The sequence below is a fragment of the Microcoleus sp. Aus8_D2 genome, from assembly GCF_036702665.1.
In the GTDB taxonomy this organism is placed as follows: Bacteria; Cyanobacteriota; Cyanobacteriia; order Cyanobacteriales; family Microcoleaceae; genus Microcoleus.
Genome location: NZ_JAUBUN010000016.1, coordinates 98,544 through 123,051, shown reverse-complemented (window position 1 = coordinate 123,051; position 24,508 = coordinate 98,544). Strand labels below are relative to the sequence as shown.

Below are 24,508 nucleotides of genomic sequence, written 5' to 3'. Positions count from 1 at the left end.
GATCGACTCTCAAGATTTAATGTTAATGCTAAAATTACGATCTTGCCCGCGATCGACTATCTGGAAAGGGGCGACACCCCCTAACACAATGATAATGGGCGCAATTTTTAGCTGGCAATTCCCTGTTAAAGTTGGCAAATGTTGATATCTTATCGTATCTCACCATTGATTGACGATAATCGCTTCAAAAGTGCAGGAATCAGGCAAAAAAAAATTTGAAATAGTAGAGTTGAATAGGATAAAGAATTAGGGACGGGCTAGAAGCCCATCCCACAAGAAAGATTGTGGGATGGGCTTTGAGCATCGTTCGATTATTGGTGCGGAGTGTACGGACTACTTTGTATTTTTATCTGGAATCCCGCTAGTTCTTAACATATCAGCAACAGTTCCGCAGTAACTCGGCAATCCGATGCTTTCGGGATTAACAAGATTTTGATAGGTAAAATGGCGGTAGCTGATACAAAATCTATCCCAAGCAGCCATCTGAATTCGGAACAACCAAATAAAGAAATCGGCAAGCCAAGGTGACAGAGTAATCCGAAAGAATATTTTTGTATGCAAATACTTGCAAGCTTGTTCGACAACTTCGTTCGCGGTAATCGCCGGAGTTCCGAGTACAAAATGTCGCGGTTCTTCGGAAGCAGGCGGATGTTCGACTAAGTAATTAACTACTGTGGCAATATCTGCGCCGTGGATGAAGTGAAAGCTGCCGTCTGCCTTCAGCCAGCGAATCAAGCCAATCCATTTGGCGACAAGCGGCAAACCGGATGATAGGTGAGAAACAGGTTTTTCGGCGTCTCCTCCTAATACTAAGGTTGGGTAAAGTGCGGTAATTGGAGGCAGATTTGTTAAGGTTGATAATTGCGTCATGCAATCGTATTTCGATCTAATATAATCTGTTCCTAGTTCTCCGGCTTCTTTGAGCAAGTTGTTATCTCTACCGAGAATACTGGCGGTTGAAAAGTATATTACTTGTTGGCAAGTCTGGGGCGAAAGTAGTTGGATTAGGCGCAGGGTTTTGGTGACGTTGACATCAAAAACTTCTTGGGTTCCTCCCCAAGCTGTGGCGGCTACAATTGCTACGTCTATTGTTTGGAGAAGTTCGGCAAATTGCTCGATGTCTCTCATGTCGCCCTGTACGATGTTGATGCCGGGGCGGGCTTTAGTGTCAAATTTTAGCTTGTCGGGATTGCGAACTAATAGGTAGAGTTGGTGGTTTGTCTGTTGGATCAAAGTTTCGGCCATGTAGTGACCGATACAGCCACTTGCACCCGTCACAAAAATTTTTTTGGGGTTCATTTTGCCGGAGGGAAGATGGGAGGGATGAGGGTTTTTTGTGGTAGGGAAATGGCATTGCCGTGCCCTCTTTTCATGGTAGGGAAACGGCATTGCCGTGTCCTCTTTTTATGGTAGGGAAGCTTAACCTCAAACGTACTTATAGACTGCTGTTTGGTGGTTAGGTTCTAGAACCCCCCTAACCCCCCTTGCTAAGGGGGGGACAAGAGTTAGGTTCTAGAACCCCCTAACCCCCCTTGCTAAGGGGGGGGGGACAAGAGTTTTTCTACTCGTTACCAGGCTCCTGCCTGGTAGCGCATATCAGGAGGCTCTGCCTCCATTTTTCCAGGCGAGGCAGAGCCTCTAGGTATGGGTTCCACAGGCAGAGGCTGGGAACCAGTTAAACGCAATCAAATCGCAATTTAAGCAGTAACTGCGAGCAATTTGTCGGCTTGTTTGGCGGTTTCAAAGAAGTAACGCACGTTATCTTCGGGGGTTCCGGGTAATACGCCGTGTCCCAAATTCAGGATGTGTCCGCGCGGGCCCGCTTTGCGAATTGTATCAAGAATGCGATCGCGAATAAACGCTTGAGAACCAAACAACACGCCGGGATCGAGATTTCCCTGAACGTTCATGCTGGGGCCCAAACGCTTGCGGGCGTCGGCCATATCAACCGTCCAATCGACGCTGATGATATCGGCGCCGGATTTGGTCATCCGTTCGAGGAGGCCGGCGCTACCTGTAACTAATAAAATTAGCGGGGTGTCGGGATGGGTTTTTTTGACTTGCTCGAATACTTGTTTTTGGTATGGTAAGGCGAAGGTGTCGTAATCCTGCGGGGAGAGTTGGCCGGCCCAGGAATCGAACATTTGCACTACTTGCGCGCCGCAGTCGATTTGATAGCGGACGTAAACTGCGATCGCATCGGCGAATTTTGAGAGCAATTGATGCAGTAAAGTTGGATCGGAAAATGCCATGTTTTTGATGATGGCATAATCCTTTGAACCTTTACCTTCAACGGCGTAGGCTGCTAGAGTCCAAGGTGCGCCGACAAAGCCGAGCACGGTGGATTTGTTGCCAACTTCCGCGCGCAGGGATTGGAGGATGGTTTTGATAAACGGTAAGCTTTCTTCGGGGTTCAGCGGTTGCAGGTTGTCGATTTGCTGCTGAGTGCGGATGGGTGCGTGGATTATCGGGCCTTTACCTTCGGCGATGTCCATGTCGATGCCCAAACCGGGCATGGGGGTGACAATATCGGAAAATAAGATTACGCCGTCGGGTTGAAACGCGCGCCACGGCTGAAGGGAAACTTCGATCGCAACTTCGGGTATTTCGGAACGTTCGCGAAAGGATGGATACTTTTCTCGCAAATCTCGATAGGCTTTCATGTAGCGACCGGCTTGGCGCATCATCCACACGGGCGGGCGGTCTAGGGTTTCGCCGCGGGCTGCCCGCAACAGCAAGGGAACTTCATTTAATGATGACATCTTAACTTGTCTCTACCTTAGATATTTTAATGTCTTTGGTAGCTTACCATTGTGCGATCGTCCTTTTTGACAAAATCGTTGTGTGTACAAATGTGTATTTTGCGATTGCAGAAGAAAGTGAGACAATGGCTAGAACTCGAATATAGTCCCGAACGCACGGGTGGTCAGAAACCGGGTTTTTTGCGAAGATGATACGTTGTTACTCGTAGATTAGCTGAAAAACCCGGTTTCTTTGGGCTTGTTTCAATTGCGATCGAACTGTGGTAGTTTGCGATGGTTAGGGAAAATCGTTGAAACGACGCTGTTTCGTTCTCACCCTCGCAGCATTGCTGGGCAAGGCTTTCAGCGATTTTTGGTACTGGGTTGAAGGAGTTTTGACGGATAATTTTGGGAGTCCTTGCAAATCTCCCCACTCGCTGGGGAAAATAATTGAATGGAAACTCGATCCAAAAAAATCAATAGGAATATAATTAAATTATACGAACTTAAAGAGTAAATAAAGATGAACTTTGATTGGATTGTCAAAACCGTAGCGGATGCTTCTGGGGTAACTAGCCAGCTAAGAGTAGCTGAATGGGCCAGATTGAATCAGACTAATGCTTTTGATATGGGCCCCAAAAACTACCAGAGGTGCTTACATGATTTAGGTTTAGGTGGCAAGTATCATGAGCTTGAATACAATGAAAACGGAAGCCTTAAATATCAATAGGATCCATTTTTTTTGAAACAAAATTATTTGCTTCAGAAATTTTAGCTGGTAAACAGCAACTGATTCACGAATACAAAATTACATCTAAAATACCAAGATTCGTAGGGGCGGGTTCACCCAAATCTACAATGAAATCGACAGACTAAAAAACCCGCCCCCACCCATCGCAGAACCCCAAAAACTTGTTCCTAATCAGAGTTGGTTGGTTGGGTTGGGGCGGGTTTATAGATATTGTTCATTTGAGTTACAAATTAGGGTGAACCCGCCCCTACAATTCCTGGGAAAAGATGGTTGGTTGGGTTGGGGCGGGTTTATAGATATTGTTGATTTGAGTTACAAATTAGGGTGAACCCGCCCCTACAATTCCTGGGAAAAGATGGTTGGTTGGGTTGGGGCGGGTTTATAGATATTGTTGATTTGAGTTACAAATTAGGGTGAACCCGCCCCTACAATTGCTGGGAAAAGATGATTTTTTTGCGCTTACCTAGTCACACACACTCCGCCTACAGATACGCGACATTGCTCGGGACGATCGAACCTGCTATTATCATTAGGGCGATCGAATCTACCCTCATCCGCCCTCGCCGAATCTAAATCCCTAGTCCGCGAATTGTAATAATAATCGCCCGCCGGAACAGCCCTAGTCGGTACAGCGCAATAAGTTCCGTCCCTGCCGGTATCGTCAAACCTTACTCTTACTATAGAACGTCGATCGGCACAATCAACAGGTCGCAAGCCAAAATCATCTCGCAAAATCCGTTCTCCATCGTAGCTGCTGTTACGCCTGCTGTCGTTTCTGTCATCGCGCCGATTGCTAGCCCGTCTGTCGCCGCCATCAATTCCCGCAACTTCCACCGTGTAGCTACCGCCCCTCGCAGCATCCTTCGCCAACACCAACAGCTTGTAATCGCCGCTGCGGGGAATCACATAATTAAAAGAACGGTCTTGCGTAAAAGCGACTTGCTTGTTGTTCCCGTAAAATAGTACCATTACAGGAGTAAAACCGCCGCTTCGACCCGTATCTAAAAACACTTCAATGTTATCGCCTTCCCGCGCGCTGAAAGTATATTCTTGACCGCGCAATTCCTCCGTCGGAGTTCCGGGTGTCCACATATTTCGGAAACGGTAAATCGGAGAAGTGCGCCGGATTACTCCATCTATGCGATCGCCATTTCCGATCTGTTCAGCAACCGCACTTGACGGAATTGCGGTAAGTGCCAATCCGGCAACTAGCACAGTGGCAGCAATACTATTTAACAAGTTGTGTGTTTTCATATCAACCTCTCAAAAGTTTTAAAATCTTTTTGCCTTGTTTGCGCCGACATTTGCATACACACCATTTTAAATCTAATTTCTGCCAACCGTGTTAACCTCACCCAACCGGACTATTTAGCTGGTGCTAAATCTTAATTTTGTACTAAGGTTCGTAGTGAGGACTTTAGTCCTTCGTAGCCTGTTGAGTAAGGAAGGACTGAAGTCCTCACTACGAACCCAGTAAGAAAGGACTGAAGTCCTTACTACAAACCAACTTTTGACTATAAATCCCCGCAAGTTAGCAATCCCGATTCAGCATCGAGACTCGCCTCAATTCCCATGGGTAAAGCAGCGTTAACCCCCTCGTGCCCAAACGGCAAATCTGAGACAATCGGAATATTTAGGTCAAAGAGCCGATCGCGCAAAACTTCATCAATGCTAAAACTAGGAATATCCGGGCCAATCTCGCAGCGGCTGAAGCGCCCCAAAGCAATGCCCCGCACTCCCGCAAAAGCCCCCGCCATCCGCCAGTGAGTTAACATTCGATCGACCCTGTAAGGAGCCTCGGAAACATCCTCAAATGCGAGAATAGCACCAGTCAAATCCGGTTGATACGGGGTTCCGAGCAAATGAGTAGCCACCGTCAGATTCGCCGGAAACAGTCGCCCGGTAGCCTTTCCACCAGCCCAACCTTTACCTTGCAAAGATTGTAACGGACGGCCTTCTACGGAGTCAAAAAGTCGATCGACCGACCAATCCGGTTCCGCGCCCAAAGTCGTCAGCAGCGGCCCATGAACCCCCCAAATCCCCAATTTGTCGTCATTCCACAGCAAAGCCGTAATATCTGAAAAGCCGATTAACCATTTCGGCGCATGGGATTCGGGAGTCGGAAACCCGGAATTTGCCCGATCGCCCACCCTAGCTTTTTCCAAAAGTCGAGTGCTACCAAAACCACCTCGGGCGCACAGAATACCGCGACAATCCGGGTCACTGAGGGCATCTGCGAGCTGTCGGACGCGGTTTTCGTCGGAACCTGCTAAATAGCCAGTGCGATCGGCAAAACCCGGTGTTAATTCAACTCGATAGCCGCGAGATTTCCAAATTTCCAAACCCCGCTCAAAATTAGTCAATTCTCGCAGCGCCCCACTAGGCGCAATTACCCTGAGCAAATCTCCCGGTTGTAGCCATTTCATATTAGTCATTAGTCATTAGTCATTTGTCATTTGTCATTACTCGTAGGGTGTGTCGCTCTGCGAAAAATCCCTAACTAAAAATGAACAATCTCATAGCGACGCACCTAACCCAATACGATTGAAAAACAGGCTTTTTGACTAATTTCTGAAGTCAACCATATTGCGGTAGGGGCGGGTTAAGCTAAAAATTCATGAAACAATCGAGTGTATCAAGGCAAAACCCGCCCTTCTTTTTGACTAAAAAATCATCAAACAATCGAGTGTATCAAGGCAAAACCCGCCCTTCTTTTTGACTTAAATTGCATAAATCTTTGATTAATACGTAAACCGCAGATTGCAGACAGATTAACGTAGATTAACGCAGATAACTAGGAAATGCTTTAAGGCAAAGTCAAAATTTCCACCCCAGAATCAGTCACAGCCAGAGTATGTTCAAATTGAGCCGAAAGCTTTCCATCCTTAGTAATAGCAGTCCAACCATCCGCCAAAATTTCCACATCCCAAGTACCCTCATTAATCATCGGCTCGATCGTAAAAACCATGCCTTGTCTGAGCTTCTTTCCCGTCCCCCGCTTACCGTAATGCAAAATTTCCGGTTCAGTGTGAAAAACGCGATGCACGCCGTGTCCCGCAAAATTTCGCACTACCGAAAAACCCTGCGCTTCAGCATATTCTTGAATCGCCGCACCGATATCTCCAGTACGAGCTCCCGGCTTAACTTCCGCAATTCCTCTTCTCAGACATTCCTCAGTTACTTCAACCAATCTTTTAGCTACAGGTGAAGGTTCCCCAACAAAAAAGGTTTTAGAAGTATCGCCATGATAGCCATCAACTAAAGGCGTGACATCAATGTTAATAATGTCACCTTTTCTGAGAATTTGTTTAGCATTTGGAATACCATGACAAACAACTTCATTCACACTCGCGCACAGAGATTTTGGAAATCCTTTATAACCTAGCGGAGCACTTTTTGCGCCGTGCGCCAGAGTCCAGCGTTCCGCTTCATCATTAATTTGCAGAGTGCTAACACCCGGTTTAATCATTGGTTCCAGATGCAGCAGAAGCTGAGCTGCTAAGCGGCCGGCTTGACGCATTTTTTCGACTTCTCTACTCGATAAAAGCACTAAACGTTCAGTTGCCATAGTTTTTTTTGTTTTTTGTTGTTGTCGATTAAGAGTTTATTTAACTCAATTTTAGAATAGACTTGAACCAGCGTTCAAAAAGATCGCCCGCCACGACTAAATTGTATTCTACCTCTGCTTGTCGCCGGCAAGCGTTGCGGTCAATTTCGTCCAAACGGTCGATCGCACTTACCAAGCCATTTACACTGTCAGGCTCCACTAAAAAGCCCGTCAACCCGTCTCGAACAATTTCCGCAGGCCCCCCGCGCTCGTAAGCAATCACAGGCACACCGCACGCTAAAGCCTCGATCGCCACATTTCCGAAAGCCTCCACCCAGCGCGGCGTCATCAACAATGCTCGGCACTGACGGACTTGCTCTTGCATTTTGGTTGTTGTCAAAAACCCTAAATATTCTACCGGAGCATCCGGGTAATCTGCACAAATTTTTTGCCAATAATCCTCATCCTGCATTTTGCCCATAATTTTCAGGGGAATGCCTGTAATTTTTGCAGCCGCCACAGCATCTTCTAAGCCTTTTTCCGGGGCGATGCGGCCTAGCCAAGCTAATTTTGATTCCGGTTGGCCACAAAATTCGTACAGCGATAAATCGATGCCGCCGTTTCCCACCAACTCACACTCGCTAGCAAAGGCAAAGGTTTGGGCTTGGGTAAGGGAGCAAACTCCCAGGGTACCGGGAAATTTGGCGGCGATTTGTCCGGCGATGCGATCGAACGATCGCGACATCGATCCCATACTGATAAAATGTGCGATCGGAGTCCTAAAAAATGGCGTCAAATAAAAAGGCAGCCAATCGTAGGCAAAGTTAACAATCAGATCCCATTCATCCTCAACTTGGCGAGCGTATTCCCACATATTCGCCAGCACAGAATCGGCCGGCATCACAATCGGATCGTTGTAATCTTGTGTTTGGGCAGTTACTTGCAAATCGCCCGCAATTTCGATGACTGGAATTGATTCTAAGACTGAACCTGTCGGTGCTACAACTGTGATTTTATGGCCTCGACGCTGCAATTCTTTAGCAGTGTTGAGCACTGTAAGTTCTACTCCGCCGCCCAACCCCGAACCGAGTTGACCGACAGAAGTTGATAGGAACAATAATTTTAAAGAGTTATTAGTCATTGGTCAAACAGGTCAAACAGGTCAAACAGGTCAAACAGGTCATTGGTCAAACAGGTCACTGATTTTAGCATATTATCAATAATCATAAGGTTAACCTTTGCATCGGAATAATAATTTTGCTATCGCAGTGCTGTCCCCCCTCGCGATTTGTACTCACATCCCCTCAGAGCGATTTGTACTCACATCCCCTCAGAGCGATTTGTACTCACATCCCCTCAGAGCTACATATTAGCAGCAAGCGAGCGGGGACAGCACTCCTAAAAAACGCTTGTTACAGTCATTGAGATGCTCCCTAGAGAAAATAGAAGCAGTTAGTTATCTAGGAAAGAAAGAATATATATCGGTTGACGGCCCGACGGCCCGACTAGAGGACTACTGACTACTGACTACTGACTACTGACTACTGACTACTGACTAGAGGACTACTGACTAGAGGACTACTGACTAGAGGACTACTGACTAATCATCCCTCCCAGAACGCGGACGGATGCGATTCAACTGATTAATTGCCCAGCGAGCTGTTTCCTGAACTTCTGCATCTGGATCGTCCGTCGCGCGGTGCAACAAATGACTGATCTGATTCACCAATTCGTAAATCCGCGTTAAGTCGCGAATTGCATTTTTCCGCACTTCCGGGTTTTCATTTTGCAATGAAATTGACCAGGCATTATTCATCGGTTTGAGGGTGCGAATGCCTATTTCCGAGAGACTTGCCAGAATTAAACTGTACTGCTTCGAGTCGGAATTTCCTAGCAAATCCAGCAACGGCTCAACTGCTCTGGAATCTCCCCGCTGGCCGAGTTCCCAAATTGCTTTGCGCCTATGAGCCGGATGTAGGTGCTGCAAATCTTCAATCAGTTTTTCAATAATATCAACTTGAGGTCTGCCATCGGTTTCGGGAAGGGAAATATCTTTTTTTCGACTCGCTAGCGAATCGGATCGATTAGTTGTTTCGGGAATGTTGAAACCTGTGTTGTAGCCATTTCTGTGAGTTTCCAAGGGCAAGTTGTCGGCCTTAATTCGATCGCCCTCTACCCCTGCATCCTCGGATTCTGGTTCCCCCGATTCTCGGATAAACGGCAAAGGTCGATCGCTAATGTCGAGACTGTAGCCCTTTGGAAAATCAACAGGGTAGGGCAATGCTGGTAACGGTTTTGATGCCCCAGACGAAACCTCTTGCTGTCCCATTTCGGGCAAGTTGGTCTGAGGATTGCGATTGGTGAATCGAGGGTTTCTTTTGTTTTGGCGATCGACTCTTCCCCCTCTTCGCTTTGCATGATTAGAATCGTCGCTGCCAACTAATTTTAGCATGATAAATACTGCCGCTGCCGTGACGACAACTGCTGCCAAACCCAACATTAACAACCCCCGCTGGTGAGACAAAATGACGATTATATTGGAGATTGGTTTCGGGATTTTGGAATTAGATTTTTGCGTTTTGGACGGCTGAGATTTGTTGTTATCGTCCGGGGGAGAGGGTTTTTGAGAATTGGAGTCGGGGCGATCGTCCGGGGGAGAGTTCGCCTGAGCAATTTCTTCGGCAACAACCCGGTAAGAAGTATTGACAATCTGTTGCCTTCCCTCCGCACTGGGAATGAAGGCAGCGCCCAGACAGGCAATGCAGGTGAACAAACATAAAGTGGAGCGGTAGTGCGCCATAAGACTCAATCGGGGTTTTGAGAGGCAACGCCGCATGACGAGCTTTAGTGTAACCTTGAGTTAGCTCGCTCCTAGCTGCTATGGGCTCAACTAACCCACAAATATCACGCCCGATCGCGAAAAATCCTGGTTTGAGGTGGCAGCCACCCGGATCTCAATCACGCAATTGCGTCAATAACGGCGGCGGCAGATAGAGCAGGGGCATCTTGGAAAGTTGATTGACAGCGAAGCATCAGCTACGTGCTATGCAGACGCTGCGACGCCCGCGATTGTTGCTCGCTGCGTTCGCTGCGTGCCATCACCTGTGAGTTTAACTGTTTCGTCGCTGCTGCGCCGCTTTTGTCTTAATCTTAACGGGTAGTCGGACAACGGGGATTTGCCGTGGCAACGAGAAACCTGGTTTTTGAGTGTATTTCGGGCTGCTAAACCGAATGTTTTCAGTATGTTTATTTGTACCTACCTACTTAAGTTAAATCGATCGGCATTTAATCCTGTTTCGCCAAATCTGATATAAGATCGAGCTAAATTTTTCGTGTGAGAGTAGAAGCATTTGTGAGCCAACAAGATATCTTAAATTTAGCAAAAGAAGGCGATGCCAGGGCGATCGCATTTCTGATCGGCCAAGCACTCCAAAGCTTCGGCGTCACAGCTAAAGCCAGCCTGGAAAATGACACCCTGCACCTGCTGCTGGAAGCAGAACAATTACCCGCAGAAGAAGCCTGTCTCCGAGTCGCAGTCAAAGGGTTGCAGCGGCTGGAACCAAATAACGTTTACGCCGTAACAGTTTACGGGCGGCGGGGCGGTCAACAATTGCCCGCTTGGACTCAGACAGTAGAATTAAAAAAACGCTTGACGAACGCACCCGTAAGTGTACCTGCACCCGTGAGTGTACCCGCACCTGTGAGTGTACCCGAACCCGTGAGTGTAGCCGCTGCCCCAATTCCTGCGGCTGCCGCCATACCCACTGCCCCAATTCCTGTAGCTTTACCAAAGCTAGAAAAAACTCCAAATTTCACAACTGCGCCCACTGAAACACCAGAAAAATCCCCGCCCAAACCCCGTAAAATCCCAACTCGAAAACCCACAAACCAACGCCAGAAAAAGCCATCACCGCAGCCAGATCGAGCCGGCACTAAAACTCAAAAATCTTGGCTGTCAATCGGTACCCTGAGTCTGATTCTCGTGCCGATATCCGGCTTGGTTTTGGGTTCTCAACTTTACAAACCCTCAACCACCGCTACAATTAACCCTCTAACATCAAAGCCTGCGGTACAAAAAGTGCGATCGACCTCCTCTCCAGCACCCGCAGCCAAACCCGCTCCAAAATCGCCATCCCAGGCTGTAATAAAACCTGCCAATTCCCCCGCAACTGTCAGCATCAAAGCAGTTGGCGACATGATCCCCGGCACCAATTTCCCCTACAACAAACTGCCGGAAAATAAGGAGCGTTTATTTGAGTCGGTAAAACCGTACCTCCAAGGAGCCGATATTCTGTTTGGCAATTTTGAAAGCACGATGACCGATTATCCTTACAGCTCCAAAGGAGGCGGCGGAGGAATGCTGTTTGCCTTTCGGACGCCTCCGAGTTATGCCAAAATTTTCAAAGATGTTGGTTTTGATATTTTGAATATTGCCAACAATCACTCTTACGATTTTAACGAGCAGGGATTTAAGGACACAATTAAAAACATCGATAGCAACGGCATGAAGTCTGTTGGTAAAAGAGATCAAATTGTTTATCAAAATGTCAAGGGCGTGAATTTTGCCTTTATCGGTTTCAGCAACTACGGCGAAGTTCACAATTCCTTGCTAGAACTGCAAGCGGGGGCAGAAGTTGTCAAAAAAGCGAAACAAAAGGCTGATATTGTAGTAATCTCAGTTCATGCGGGAGCTGAAGGAACCGGAGCTCAGAATGTCAGAAATAAAAACGAGTTCTTTTACGGAGAAAACCGGGGAAATATGGTTTTATTTTCGCGGACGATGATTGATGCGGGAGCAGATTTGATTTTGGGACACGGCCCGCACGTTACCAGAGCTGTGGAACTTTACAAAGGGAAATTGATCGCGTATTCCCTGGGAAATTTTATGGGTTATCGCACTTTGTCCACAGCAGGAGAACTCGGTCAATCTCTAATTTTGGATGTAAAAATGACTCCAAAAGGGGATTTTGTTTCTGGTAAGATTATCCCCATCGAACTTAGCAGCCAAGGTATTCCCTCAGTGGATGAAGATTTTAGGACTGTGGGGTTGATTCGTCGTTTGACAAAGAGCGATTTTCCTAATACTGGTTTGACGATTGATGACAAGGGACAAATTTTGAAGAAGAGTAAGTAATCGTGAGTAGGGTGCGGATCCATCAAAAATCTGTAAAGAAGATAGACAATCTGATGGATCCGCACCACACAATATTTGACTGTTTTTTATCTTAAATAAGTTTCCTTGCAGATTTTATTGATGAGATAGATCTACTAATCTTAACTTTACTATATTTAACTGGGAGTTACTCTATAAGGATAACAACTCCATTGTGGCTATAAATTTATGAAACGGCTGTCAGCATCTACCGCTCTGATTCTGATTTCCATAGCTTTTGCGACTCAGGCTCGCGCTGCTAACCCCGAACACGTCAAGCAATTGTTACAAACCAAACAATGCAAAGGTTGTGATTTAAGTAATGCTCAATTAAAGGGCGCGAGTCTGAAGGGAGCAAATTTGGAAGGAGCTAATTTAGAAGGTGTATATTTGTACAAAGCTTATCTCGTAGACGCTAACCTTAGCGGCGCTAACGTCAAATCAGCCGACTTAGGAGACTCGAATATGAACGGGATTAACTTTAGCGGTTCTGACTTGACTAATACTAATCTCAAAGGCAACGATATGACTGGCGCTAACTTCGAGAATGCCAATTTATCTGGAGCTATTTTGGAGTGCAATAAAACAAATCGAACTAAACTTGGTTATGCTAACCTCAAAAAAGCTAACTTGAGTAATGCTAATCTTAAGGGAGTATGGCTTCAAGGTGCGAATCTCGCAGGTGCCGACCTCAATCATGCTGATTTAAGCCCTGATACTGCTGAGAGTGGGAGGAAAATCTACACTTTCTTTTCTAACGTCAGCAGCGCTAATTTGAGCGATGCTAATCTCAGCGATACTAATTTGTATCATGCTATTTTCTATAGAGCTAATTTGAATAATGCCAAGTTAACTGACGCTAATTTGAGCGATGCTAATTTGGTGATGGCTCAATTAATGGGAGCAAATCTGATGAATGCTTCTCTGAGGGAGGCAAACTTGCAAAGAGCTAATTTAAGCAACGCTAACCTCAGTAATGCGGATCTGGTGAAGTCAAAACTGGTTGATGCTAATTTAACAAATGCTATCTTGAAATCAGCTCGGTTGGTAGATATCAATATGAGTGGAGCTAACTTAATGGGTGCTGATATTAGTGGTGCCCAAATGCGTAAAAATAAATTATGTCGCGTGACAATGCCAGATGGGACAAAAACTGAAGAAGGCTGCGATAAATGATCTACCAGATTACAGTTGTAAAACCGCCTGTGGAGTTAATAGATAATCGACGATCTCAAATCGATTATCTATTATTGATTAACTACTCATAAACCATCGTTTTCAAAGCTTCTTTCATTTCCTCCGCAGTCGTCGTCGCCGTACCGAATTGACGCACGACAATACTAGCCGCCAAATTGCCCAAAACCGCCGCTTCCCAACCGGATGCACCGACGCATAAAGCTAAAGTCATTGCTGCTACGACTGTATCTCCAGCACCAGTTACGTCGAAGACATCAGTCTTGTTAAAAGGGGGAATGTCCCAGCTTTGAATCGCAAATTCTCCCTGTTCGCAAGTCGAGGTTGGAGGTGGTGAATTTTTAATAACTTCACCGTTCACTCTTTCAAACAAACTCATCCCTTCTTCCCCGCGAGTAATCAGGATTTTTTGAGCTTGAGTTAAGTTCAACAAATCGCGTCCTGCTTGCATTAAAGTTTCAGGATTTTTGATAGCATATCCGACTGCTTGCTCGGCTTCCGGTAAGTTCGGAGTAAACAGCATCGCTCCAGAATATCGCTGCAAATTTGTTTGAGCGTCTACAATTGTTTTGCCGGGAACCACTGCCGATTCGATCGCCAAACGAGTCAAAACTCCGTCGCCGTAGTCAGAACAAACAACAGCATCGACTGTCGGGATTTGCTGCCGGATGTAGTCTGCTAATTGCAACTGCAAGTCTAAATCCGGCAACTCGTCAGATTTGCGATCGACTCGGACAATTTGCTGAGTCACCGACTGCCGCGCGTGCCCGGAAATGCGAGTTTTTGTGACGGTTGGACGCTGCGAATCGATTAAAATCCCAGCCGTATCAATTCGGGCCGCCTCAAAAATACCGCACAAAGCCTTTCCCTGGTCGTCTTTTCCCACCAAACCAGCAACTTTTACTTTGCCTCCCAGTTTGGCCAAATTGTAGACAGCATTTGCGCCACCTCCGGGTAATTGCCGAGTATTCTCGTAGCGCAAAATCAACACAGGTGCTTCGCGGGAAATTCGCTCTACTTGTCCGGTAAGAAACTCGTCCAAGGTCAAATCTCCGATCGCTAATACCTGCGCTCGATCGAAGCAGTCTAATCTTTTCAATAATTGCTCTGTTGAGGCACGCAGTTGAGGCAAAAAATCGGAATAGTCGTTAGTCATTAACCAAAAAAATGAGACTGAGGAGTTGATAGTTGAGAGTGGCACGAGCGGCAATTAAAAAATCTTAATAAAGATTAATAATAGATTTCCTCCCTGGTTTGATTTTTGAGTGTTAATTCATTGGCTCGCTGGGATTTGGAGAAACCCGTTGCAGGCTGTTGGCGATAGCACTCGCTCAACCAATTTTGCCAATATTTGCGGATACAAGGGCACCCATTGAGACAAAGCGAGAAAGTTGGACGGTGTGGAAGTTTCCTTCTACATAAGTGCCTTCTAAATAAGTGCCTGGAAAAGACAGCAGAATTATTTCAATTTCTGCTTGATGATGGTAATCACCTGAGTCATTTGTTTTTTGAGTGCATCAATTTCCGCTTGCATTTTCGCCATTTGCTGAGTCATCGCCTGAATTTCGGCGGCGCCCGCTCCAGAACTCGGTGCAGCAGCGGCGGCGGCTGGGGCTTCTGGCACAGGTTTCTTTTTGGCCAGTACCATCGCCGATTTGATCGCCTCGGTTAGCTGCTTTTTCTCAAAGGGTTTAGCGATGAATGCAAAGAAATGCTTCTCGAAGGGTTTCGGAATTTTCTCCATCACCTCTTCTTCGCGGCCAGACATGATCACCAAAGGTATCTTAGAAAGCTCGGGATGAGCTTGCACTTTTTGATACACTTCCCAACCGCTGACTTTGGGCAGTAGAAAATCTAACATAATTAGATTCGGTCGGGCTTGACGGATCAGTTTGAGTCCTTCTTCGCCGTCTTTTGCTTCTAGAACTTCAAAGTTACCTTGAGGTAACATCTCTCGGACTCGAACGCGGATGACTTTACTGTCATCGATTACCAAGATTTTTTGACCAGCCACGACTGACTCCTTCAGTAATGAGTGTTGAGGATCTCAGGGCCATTGAGAGCCACTGAGATTTTTTGAATAGATCAGAAACCAATTTCAAAGGCATTGTCAAGGTGCCTCGCTTTGGCTCAAAACAACTATCTTTCGATGCTGCAATCGCTCTTACGTTATCCTTTTCAAATGCTTTCTGGGTCTATCACTTTCACCAGTTCGGTACGCTCCCCATCCTGCTGTTACTTGCTCTTTTTGTTTAACGCCCCAATGCGTTTACTAAGTGGCCGGAATTTCTCCGTACTAGGATAGTTCGTTACGCAGACAGATTTACTTACTTGCCTCTAGATTATAGATCACAGACCACGAGGACAAAAGTCCCCCAAGCTGCTTTGCTCTCAGGACACAAGTCTCTGAGTTTGCCGCTTCTGGTGTGGTCTTGTGATTTGCAACCTTCAGTATATCCCTAAGAGAATTCTACCTAGAATTCTGAACGAGTTTAGTTTGGCTGCAATTGATCCGAATTCTGATTTGGGGTGAGACTCCTACAAGTTGAGGGACTTTGATTTCGGATACGATCGCATATATTAACTCGATCGCCATGCAGGTTTTATGTCGCCCCAAACTCCTCAAACTCCTACTGTCAAAGCAACTGCCACTCAAATGCGGAGCGAAATCGAGGCGATGCCGGATTGGCTGCGACGGCCCATTGGCAAAGCTAGCGAACTTTCCGCAGTGCAGAAAATTATCAAACAGCGGCAAATTCATACGATTTGCGAGGAAGGCAGATGTCCCAACCGGGGCGAGTGCTACGCCCAAAAAACGGCGACTTTTTTGTTGATGGGGCCGACTTGTACCCGTGCTTGTGCTTTTTGTCAAGTAGATAAAGGTCATTCTCCGATGCCCCTCGATCCCGAGGAACCGCAAAAGGTAGCCCAGGCGGTGCAGTTGTTGGGTTTGCGCTATGCGGTGCTGACTTCGGTGGCGAGGGACGATTTGCCCGATGGGGGCGCGGGTTGGTTTGCGTTGACGATCGCCCAAATCCGGCACTTAAACCCCGATACTGAAGTTGAGGTACTGACTCCAGATTTTTGGGGAGGCATCGCCAGTAGGGGCGGTGCCCCCGTGCCCGCCCCAGAGGAGCAGTTGCAGCGGCAGCGGATTCGGACGGTGGTGGAGGCAAAACCGGCTTGTTACAACCACAATATTGAGACGGTGCGCCGCTTGCAAAGGCCCGTGCGCAGGGGGGCTAAGTACGATCGCTCGATCGACGTTTTGCGCCTTGTCAAGGAATTTGACCCAACTATTCCCACCAAATCCGGTTTGATGTTGGGACACGGGGAAACGGAAGCCGAGATAATTGAAGCGATGGCCGATTTGCGGGATGCCAAGTGCGATCGGCTCACCCTCGGTCAATACATGAGACCATCTCTAGAACACCTCCCAGTGCGCAAATACTGGACACCCGCAGAATTTGACCGTTTCGGGTCGATCGCCCGCGAGATGGGGTTTGAGCGCGTGCGATCGGGGCCTCTCGTCCGCAGTTCCTACCACGCCGGAGAGAGCCATTGAAATCAATCTAATTTCAACTCGGTATAAACTCCTAGTTACAAAAAATAACACTCTGAGATTGTGTCACGTGCGACGCTCTCTGCTATTTGTGAATACAGTGACTTGTGAATTAGGAGCTTGAATTATGGCAGAGATAGCAAAGAACCAATTAAAATCCGACTCCGTGATGAAAACGGGCAAATTCCCTTACACCTTTCGCGCAGCCTGGTTTTTATTGCTGTTAGGTATCAATTTGCTGGTTGCAGCCTATTATTTCCATATCATTGAATAGTCCTGCAAGTTGACTTTGAGCAGACCCTGCTTTTGGGAACCTCAAAGTCGGAGAGAGGGAGAGAGGGAGAGTGGGAGAGTGGGAGAGTGGGAGAGTGGGAGAGTGGGGAGAGACTTTTTCCTTCTTACTACTTCCCTTTTCTTTGTTACTATTTCCCTCGTCTCTCTTCCTTCTTCCGTTTTCCCTCTTCCTTTTGACAGTTGACAGTTGACAGTTGACAGTTGACAGCTTGCGAAAGAGAAGCGTTGACTGATGACTGATGACTAATGACTAGCCTTCGACTTCGCTCAGTCTAAAATGACTAATAACTAATGACTAATGCCCCATGCCCACCCTTCGACTTCGCGAGCGGGCAAGATGCCCCATGCCCCATGCCCCATGCCCCATGCCCCATGCCCAATGACTAATGACTAATGACTTCCCTACCGATTTCTCGACGCTTCTAGCTTAGACAACCGCTCTTGAATTTTGAGCACATCTTGCTTAGTTTCAATTGCCAAAGTTGCTAAATTGTCAAACATCGGGTCTCCCGAAATCATTCTAGGATTTGTCCGGCTTGAACTCGGGCGGTTCGGAGACACAGGCCGATTAACTCCAGAACCTTGAGACTGCAAACTGTAGATTTGTCCCCGGAGTTCAGCAATTTGACTTTCTAATTGAGTAATCCGAAACTCTAATTGACTGGTCAATTGAGCAGGCGTAAAAATTGGCGAAATAGTAATTGCTAACGCGCAAACAAGACACAAAAAACCGATTTTTCTGGCGTCGCGATGGCGAATATTTTTCGGCATAGCTTTAATGATTTAAATCATACCATTTATACTGTAACAAATCGCCGCTATTTTTGACATCTATCAGAAGTGTGTCTTATGCCAACTAGGAACGTAGCTATTTTCATGTTCGATGATGTCGAGGTACTGGACTTTGCCGGGCCATTTGAAGTGTTTTCGGTGACATCAGAATTAAATAAGGATTCACCACCTTTTGCAGTCTCCACCGTAGCCGAACATCCCGATGCTGTCAGCGCCCGCAACGGTTTGAGCGTGAATCCCGACTTCACGATTTCCGATTGTCCGCCACCCGATATTTTAATTGTACCGGGAGGACTAGGCACGAGAAAGTTAATCGATAATTCAGCAATTATTAATTGGATCGAAGATTGTTCGCAAACAGCCGAATTAGTGCTTTCTGTCTGTACGGGTTCGCTGCTGTTGGCAAAAGCTGGATTGTTGGAAGGATTGACTGCAACTACACACCATCGGGCATTGGATTTGTTGAGAGAATTAGCTCCCAATACAACTGTTGTTGAAAATCAGCGATTTGTGGATAACGGTAAAATCATCACATCTGGGGGGATTTCTGCGGGAATTGATATGTCTTTGTATGTCGTCGGCAAGCTTTTGGGCACAGCGCAAGCCGAACAAACAGCAGCGCATATGGAATATAAAATTGGGAATTGATAATTGGGAATCGAGTTAATTGCACATTTTATTTGCACGGACACGGTAATGCCCATTCGTGTCAACTTAAGTTCAGCCGTATTCAGAGACTGCTGTTTACCGCCGAGGCCAGATCCCCCCTAACCCCCCTTAAGAAGGGGGGGACAAGAGCTTCAAAGTCCCCCTTTTTAAGGGGGATTTAGGGGGATCTAGACTAAGCTAGAAGCGAGATTTGTGAGGGATTTTAGTCTTAACTTGACACTAATAGCTGTGTCCCTAGTTAATTAAGAATCTTCGCCCCAAACTCGAAGCTGAACATAAACTAATATCAAAGCTATCGCCATCAAGAAAGTTGCCGCAGCGGCTGCATAGCCAAAATCGAATTGGGAAAAAGCTTGCTCGTAAATATAATAAACTAGCAAATTAGTAGAGTTCAAAGGGCCACCGCCGGTGATGACATAAACTTGCTCGAAACTGCGTAGAGTAAAAATAGCTGTAGTGATGGTAGCAAATACTAAAGTCGGCCGCAAACCTGGTAAAGTGATGTGCCAAAATTGCTGCCAACCATTAGCTCCATCCAATTCTGCTGCTTCGTAACGATTTATCGGAATTGCTTGCAATCCTGCTAAAAATACTACCATATTAAAGCCTAGTTGTTTCCAAACACTGAGCAGAATTATGACTGGCATTGCCCAAACTGTGCTGCTGAGCCAAGGAATTGGATTTAAGCCGATCGCCCTGAGCATATCGTTCACCGGGCCATCCGTTTGAAACAACCACCGCCAACCCAAGCCAACAGCCACTAGAGAGGTAATCGAAGGGATAAAATAAGCAGTGCGGAGAGCTCCCCGCCAAGCAAACGAGCGATTTAGCAAAACTGCTAAACCCAAGGGAATTACTAGACTGGGAATGACTGTAGCGGTAGTAAAATAGATCGTGTTTTGGAGAACTTGCCAAAAATCCGGGTTTGTCAGCAGGCGCGAGTAGTTGTTCAAGCCAATCAAACGCACTCCCGCTTGGGTAAAGCTGCCTCTGGTAAAGCTGAGGTAGAATAAATAGGCGATCGGCCCAATCAAAAAAGTACCCAGAAACAGCAAAGCCGGGGCGAGAAATGTCCAAGCTGCGATCGACTCATTGTCCAACCAGTTAAAACGCCCAGATTTCATCGGCACCATTGGCTTGTAAATTTTAGCTTTTAGTTTTAAATGGTATCACAATATAGGTCAATGTCAAAATGAATCTTCTCGATATATTAGCAAATTTACCCAGTATAGAAACTGAAAGGCTCCTGCTCCGAAAAATCACTTTAAACGATGCCAGCGATATGTTTGAGTATGCTTCCAACCCGGAAGTCTCAGAATACACAATGTGGTCAACCCACACCTCGATCGAAGACACTAAATACTTTCTCAAGTCTCTAACAAAAATGTACAAAAGACGAGAGCTTGTAGATTGGGGAATCGTCCACAAAGCCGAGAAAAAGTTGATCGGGACTTGCGGATTTGTGGAATGGAGCATGACTCACAGCCGCGCCGAAATTGGCTATGCACTTTCTCGGAGATATTGGAGAGAAGGATACATGAGTGAGGCTGTCAATGCAATTATTGAATTTGGCTTTCGGGAGATGTTGCTAAATCGTATTATGGGTCGATGTGAAGTTAACAATATTGCTTCGGCGAGGGTGATGGAAAAAGTGGGGATGCAGTTGGAAGGGATTTTGCGAGAGCAGCTATTTGTCAAAGGCAGATATTGGGATCTGAAAATTTATTCGATTCTGAGGGAAGAGTTTTTTGATGATATTGTTGTAGAATCTGATTGAATATTTTTGATAGCATTTATGACGGTTAATCCAGTATCTGTTAATTCTAGCGCTAGCCTGATTTCCCCTGAGATTGGCAAAAGTGCGATCGCCCGCAACATTCCACCGTTAAAACTAGGAGTTTTAGCCTCTGGTAGCGGCAGCAACTTCGAGGTAATTGCCGAAGCCATCCAAAAGGGACAACTCAACGCTAAAATCCCAGTATTAATTTACAACAATCCCGAAGCCAAAGCTGTCGCCAGAGCGGAAAAATACGGCATTCCCTCGATTTTGCTCAATCACCGCGATTGCAAAAGCCGCGAAGAATTAGATACAAAAATTGTTAAAACTTTCCATGAATATGATATAGAATGGGTAGTCATGGCAGGTTGGATGCGCATTGTCACCAAAGTCTTGCTCGATGCTTTTGCCGACAAAGTTATTAACATTCACCCCAGTTTGCTGCCGAGTTTCCCAGGAATTCGCGCCGTCGAGCAAGCACTCGCCGCCAAGGTGAAAATAACAGGATGTACGGTGCATATCGCCCATTTGGAAGTAGACAGCGGGCCGATTTTAATGCAGGCTGCGGTTCCGGTATTCCCTGACGATACGCCAGAAACGCTGCACGCCCGGATTCAGGTGCAAGAGCATAAAATTATGTTAGGCGCGATCGCACTTATTGCCGATCGACCTTCTGTTTAATAGATCTCTTGCAAAAATACAAAGCACCTCACCCCAACCCTCCCCTTGAATCAGGGGAGGGGGTAAGATTATTCTTTTCTTGTTTCCCCCCGCGGGAGGGGGGACTTGCGGGGGGTAAATTTGACTTTTGCAATAGTTCTAATGTCTGAATCTTTGCAGCAGACAATTATACCAAATTTCGCCACCGAGAGCAACCACCGAGGTTATGATTGTCCGTAATGTCGATCGCACTTTCCCGCAACTTGCGCGGTTATCATCGAAAACATTGTGACTAAAAACCCTACCAGTGCCGCATCTTCCCCAGAATTGCCCGTCAGCGACTCACCCGAAACTGGCCCGCTGCTGACTGATGCTAATCGCCTGAAATTAATTCTCAAAGAAAGACTCAAAAAGAACATCGGCATCAAGGGAGACTTTTATCTACCTTGTTTGCCTTCGATGCTAGACGACTATCTAAAATTACTCTCAGACTTCTTAAAAGTTCTCGGACAAAACCTCGACGCTGCCCAAACCGAAAACTTGCGAACATTAATCGCTAACGCCTTAACAGAAGGATTCAAAAATTCTCCCCACGCTAATCTCATCGTCTCATACTTTCCCGCCAATCCTCAAACTGGTTTAGCCGGGGGGATTACTATGAATACCAAGATTCAAGTCGAATCGATGGCCCAGAAATATCATAGCTGGCCGGATATTCGCCCGGAACCTTTATTTGGCAGTCATCCTGATGCTAAAGTTATGGCTATTGTCGCCGAATTAGGCGAACCGGGTAAAGCAGCTATTTTAGATGTGGGTGCGGGCCCAGGGCGCAATAGTCTACCTTTAGCTAGGTTAGGACATTCCGTGGATGCGATCGAGCTAACGCCCATATTTGCCGAAAAACTATCAGCAGCAGCCACCGCCGAAAACTTGCCGATTCATGTCACCCAAGGCGACGTTTTAGATCCATTATTGAGGATGAAAACTTATCGGTACAAATTAGCGATTGCTACCGAAGTTCTCTCGCACTTCCGCTATCCCGAACAAATCCGCTTGTTCCTCGGCAAAATGTCCGATGCTGTGTTAAGTGGCGGCTTTATACTATTCAGCACTTTCTTAGCTGTCGGTGGCTACGAACCGGATGAGATGGCCAAACAAATGTCAGAATTGTGTTGGTCTTATTTAATTACCAGACAAGAATTGGAAGCAGCAATCGAGGGTTTACCGTTAGAAATTATTGCTGATGAATCGGTGATTGAATACGAACAAAAACATTTGCCTGATGCTGCGTGGCCGCCGACTCCTTGGTTTGTGAGTTGGGCGAGCGGCCGCGATTTGTTTCCCGTGCAAGAAACACCGCCGTTGGAGTTGCGGTGGATACTGGTTAAACGCTTGTAGAAAGTATTAGGGTGAGTTAGATTGTAGCTTTTTGATGATTGAGAAAATAACGCACTTTTACGAACCGTAATACTTTCGCGATTATGTCGATGCTTGTTTGGATTTAGTTACCGCCCAAATGCAAAGACAATTAGATTGTTTGGTTGCTAATTGAGAATTGCACAAGTTTATTTATGATAGGTTCGATCGCACTTATGGTCGATCGCACTTCCATTCAACCCTGTTTAGATTGCGGTTACGGGATGTAACCCTTATTCAGCTTACGAACTAGACCTCTTTGTCATCCTCACAGACTCTGCCCACGAAAAAATTAATCAAAGTCGAACTATACATATTTTTACAAATATGACTTTTATGACTTTAAGTTATGACTTTTATGAATTGACTTTATACGTAATTAGTTTAATTATATCAATTACAATTAATAATAGGTAAATTAATTATGTCTATTTTCAGTACCTCAACCAGCTTCCCTGCCGGCACAGAACCCAATTGCATTGTTGTAGGAGACTTTAACAAAGACGGTAAGCCAGATCTCGCCACAGGCAATCAAGGAACTAACAACATCTCCATTCTGTTGGGGACAGGCACAGGCAGCTTTGGCACTCCCACCAACTTTAACATCGGGTTTGAGCCCATAAATAATCTGGCATTAGGGGACTTTAACAACGACGGCAACCTCGACATAGCTTCTCTAATGAGGGACAGCGCAAATTTAGGCCAAGCAGCCATCCTGTTCGGAAATGGCAAAGGTAGCTTTGGCACTCCCACGAGCTTTGATACGGGGGCATATCCTTACTATGATATTTCTATTGATGTTGGTGACTTTAACGGCGACGGTAAGCTAGATTTAGTTACGATCATCCGCTCTTCCAGCGATGTATCGATCATGTTGGGCAAGGGTACAGGCAGCTTTGGGACTCCTACTAAATTTAATGTGGGGACAAATCCGCAGTCTGTCGTCGTGGAAGACTTTAATGCTGACGGCAAGCTTGACTTAGCTTTCACAGACTATTCTGACAACATATCGATCCTGTTGGGAAAAGGGACAGGCAGCTTTGGGACTCCTACTAAATTTAAGGTAGGGGGATCTTCGTCTATGATCGCGACAGGGGACTTTAATGGGGATAACCAGCCAGATTTAGTTGGAATAGACAGCGGCTCTGACAACATATCGATCCTGTTGGGAACAGGGACAGGCAGCTTTGGGGCTCCTACTAACTTTAATATAGGGATCGAAGGTTTCGCTGTTGTTGGGGACTTTAACAGCGATAACAAGTCAGACTTAGCTGTGGCTCTCGACGATTATGGTGATGGTAATATCTCCATTTTGTTGGGAAATAGTACGGGCAGTTTTGGTGAGGCCACCAACTTCACCATTGCAAACGAGTCCTATTTTGCTGTTGGGGACTTTAATGGTGACGGCAAGACAGACTTAGTTACGGCAAACTTCTTCTCTAACAACGTCTCGGTTTTTCTTAACAGCAATACGCTCAGCAACAATACGCCTGTAGTGAATTTCGGTGCTGCTACCTACACTGGCAGAGAAGGAAATGCGAATACAGTTGTGAATATTCCGGTGACAATCAGCAGCAGTCCCGTCAAAGATTTGATAGTGCCGATCGCAATTAACCCCAGCAGCACAGCCACCCAAAATTCAGACTACACTTTTTTACCTGGCACTCTCAGATTTCGTGCAGGTACTAACACCCTGACTCAGAATGTTGCTGTCACGATCAAAGATGATAATATCCCAGAGAACGCCGAAACAGCGGTGTTCAACTTTGGCATCATTACTGATGGGAGTGCAGGTCTAACAAATCAAGCAATATTGACGATCAACGATAAGGAGACTGCGCCAACACCAACACCAACTCCAACATCGACACTAACTCCAACTCCAACATCGACACTAACTCCAACTCCAACATCGACACTAACTCCAACTCCAACATCGACACTAACTCCAAC

At 46.2% G+C, this 24,508-nt stretch carries 20 protein-coding genes; 9 read left to right on the top strand and 11 right to left on the bottom strand.

What is annotated here, in order from left to right:
- Positions 1–333: 333 nt before the first annotated feature.
- The 7 genes from QUB64_RS15120 to QUB64_RS15090 form a co-directional block, all read right to left on the bottom strand.
- Positions 334–1,299: an NAD-dependent epimerase/dehydratase family protein gene (locus QUB64_RS15120; RefSeq protein WP_333271019.1), complete on the bottom strand. Its 966-nt coding sequence runs from the start codon at positions 1,297–1,299 to the stop codon at positions 334–336.
- 398 nt (positions 1,300–1,697) lie between these two features.
- Positions 1,698–2,762 carry a uroporphyrinogen decarboxylase gene (hemE, locus tag QUB64_RS15115; RefSeq protein ID WP_333271021.1) on the bottom strand — a complete coding sequence of 355 codons (1,065 nt, stop codon included), beginning with the start codon at positions 2,760–2,762 and terminating at the stop codon, positions 1,698–1,700.
- Between the two features lie 1,189 nt (positions 2,763–3,951).
- Complete coding sequence (locus QUB64_RS15110; protein WP_333271024.1) at positions 3,952–4,746, bottom strand: hypothetical protein; 795 nt, start codon at positions 4,744–4,746, stop codon at positions 3,952–3,954.
- A 260-nt stretch (positions 4,747–5,006) separates the two neighbouring features.
- Positions 5,007–5,927: a S66 peptidase family protein gene (locus QUB64_RS15105; protein WP_333271027.1), complete on the bottom strand. Its 921-nt coding sequence runs from the start codon at positions 5,925–5,927 to the stop codon at positions 5,007–5,009.
- Positions 5,928–6,298: 371 nt separating this feature from the next.
- Complete coding sequence (map, locus tag QUB64_RS15100) at positions 6,299–7,060, bottom strand: type I methionyl aminopeptidase (protein ID WP_333271030.1); 762 nt, start codon at positions 7,058–7,060, stop codon at positions 6,299–6,301.
- Between the two features lie 40 nt (positions 7,061–7,100).
- Positions 7,101–8,180, bottom strand: a complete 1,080-nt coding sequence (locus QUB64_RS15095; RefSeq protein WP_333271033.1) for a glycosyltransferase family 4 protein — start codon at positions 8,178–8,180, stop codon at positions 7,101–7,103.
- A 459-nt stretch (positions 8,181–8,639) separates the two neighbouring features.
- Positions 8,640–9,839, bottom strand: a complete 1,200-nt coding sequence (locus tag QUB64_RS15090; protein WP_333271036.1) for a HEAT repeat domain-containing protein — start codon at positions 9,837–9,839, stop codon at positions 8,640–8,642.
- Positions 9,840–10,391: 552 nt separating this feature from the next.
- On the opposite strand from QUB64_RS15090, the gene QUB64_RS15085 reads away from it, so the two are divergent.
- On the top strand, positions 10,392–12,173 hold the full coding sequence (locus QUB64_RS15085) for a CapA family protein (RefSeq protein WP_442921663.1): 1,782 nt from the start codon (positions 10,392–10,394) through the stop codon (positions 12,171–12,173).
- Between the two features lie 207 nt (positions 12,174–12,380).
- A complete protein-coding gene (locus QUB64_RS15080) occupies positions 12,381–13,367 on the top strand; it encodes a pentapeptide repeat-containing protein (RefSeq protein ID WP_333271042.1) in 987 nt (328 codons plus the stop codon).
- 82 nt (positions 13,368–13,449) lie between these two features.
- Here QUB64_RS15080 and QUB64_RS15075 read toward each other — a convergent pair whose 3' ends face one another.
- Together QUB64_RS15075 and QUB64_RS15070 are read right to left on the bottom strand one after the other, a co-directional pair.
- Positions 13,450–14,541 (bottom strand): bifunctional heptose 7-phosphate kinase/heptose 1-phosphate adenyltransferase, encoded by a 1,092-nt coding sequence (locus QUB64_RS15075; RefSeq protein ID WP_333271044.1) that lies wholly within the window; start codon positions 14,539–14,541, stop codon positions 13,450–13,452.
- A 303-nt stretch (positions 14,542–14,844) separates the two neighbouring features.
- On the bottom strand, positions 14,845–15,399 hold the full coding sequence (locus tag QUB64_RS15070) for a response regulator (protein WP_333271047.1): 555 nt from the start codon (positions 15,397–15,399) through the stop codon (positions 14,845–14,847).
- 591 nt (positions 15,400–15,990) lie between these two features.
- Between QUB64_RS15070 and lipA the strand changes: the two genes are divergently transcribed.
- Both lipA and psaX read left to right on the top strand, forming a co-directional pair.
- Positions 15,991–16,950 (top strand): lipoyl synthase, encoded by a 960-nt coding sequence (gene lipA / locus QUB64_RS15065; RefSeq protein ID WP_333271049.1) that lies wholly within the window; start codon positions 15,991–15,993, stop codon positions 16,948–16,950.
- 124 nt (positions 16,951–17,074) lie between these two features.
- On the top strand, positions 17,075–17,221 hold the full coding sequence (psaX, locus tag QUB64_RS15060) for a photosystem I protein PsaX (protein ID WP_333271051.1): 147 nt from the start codon (positions 17,075–17,077) through the stop codon (positions 17,219–17,221).
- 422 nt (positions 17,222–17,643) lie between these two features.
- Here the strand turns inward: psaX and QUB64_RS15055 are convergent, their stop codons facing one another.
- Entirely contained in the window at positions 17,644–18,012 is a 369-nt protein-coding gene (locus QUB64_RS15055; protein ID WP_333271053.1) for a hypothetical protein, read from the bottom strand.
- 78 nt (positions 18,013–18,090) lie between these two features.
- Between QUB64_RS15055 and QUB64_RS15050 the strand changes: the two genes are divergently transcribed.
- Positions 18,091–18,681, top strand: coding sequence for a DJ-1/PfpI family protein (locus QUB64_RS15050; protein ID WP_333271055.1), 591 nt, complete (start codon positions 18,091–18,093; stop codon positions 18,679–18,681).
- Between the two features lie 263 nt (positions 18,682–18,944).
- Here the strand turns inward: QUB64_RS15050 and QUB64_RS15045 are convergent, their stop codons facing one another.
- Complete coding sequence (locus QUB64_RS15045) at positions 18,945–19,835, bottom strand: carbohydrate ABC transporter permease (protein ID WP_333271058.1); 891 nt, start codon at positions 19,833–19,835, stop codon at positions 18,945–18,947.
- A 59-nt stretch (positions 19,836–19,894) separates the two neighbouring features.
- Between QUB64_RS15045 and QUB64_RS15040 the strand changes: the two genes are divergently transcribed.
- The 4 genes from QUB64_RS15040 to QUB64_RS15025 all read left to right on the top strand — a co-directional run.
- Entirely contained in the window at positions 19,895–20,479 is a 585-nt protein-coding gene (locus QUB64_RS15040; RefSeq protein ID WP_333271060.1) for a GNAT family N-acetyltransferase, read from the top strand.
- 18 nt (positions 20,480–20,497) lie between these two features.
- On the top strand, positions 20,498–21,160 hold the full coding sequence (gene purN, locus QUB64_RS15035) for a phosphoribosylglycinamide formyltransferase (protein WP_333271063.1): 663 nt from the start codon (positions 20,498–20,500) through the stop codon (positions 21,158–21,160).
- A gap of 267 nt (positions 21,161–21,427) precedes the next feature.
- Positions 21,428–22,537 carry a class I SAM-dependent methyltransferase gene (locus tag QUB64_RS15030; protein WP_333271066.1) on the top strand — a complete coding sequence of 370 codons (1,110 nt, stop codon included), beginning with the start codon at positions 21,428–21,430 and terminating at the stop codon, positions 22,535–22,537.
- Positions 22,538–22,979: 442 nt separating this feature from the next.
- Positions 22,980–24,508, top strand: a 1,529-nt coding sequence (locus QUB64_RS15025) for an FG-GAP-like repeat-containing protein (RefSeq protein ID WP_333394115.1), incomplete at its 3' end; no start/stop codon positions are given.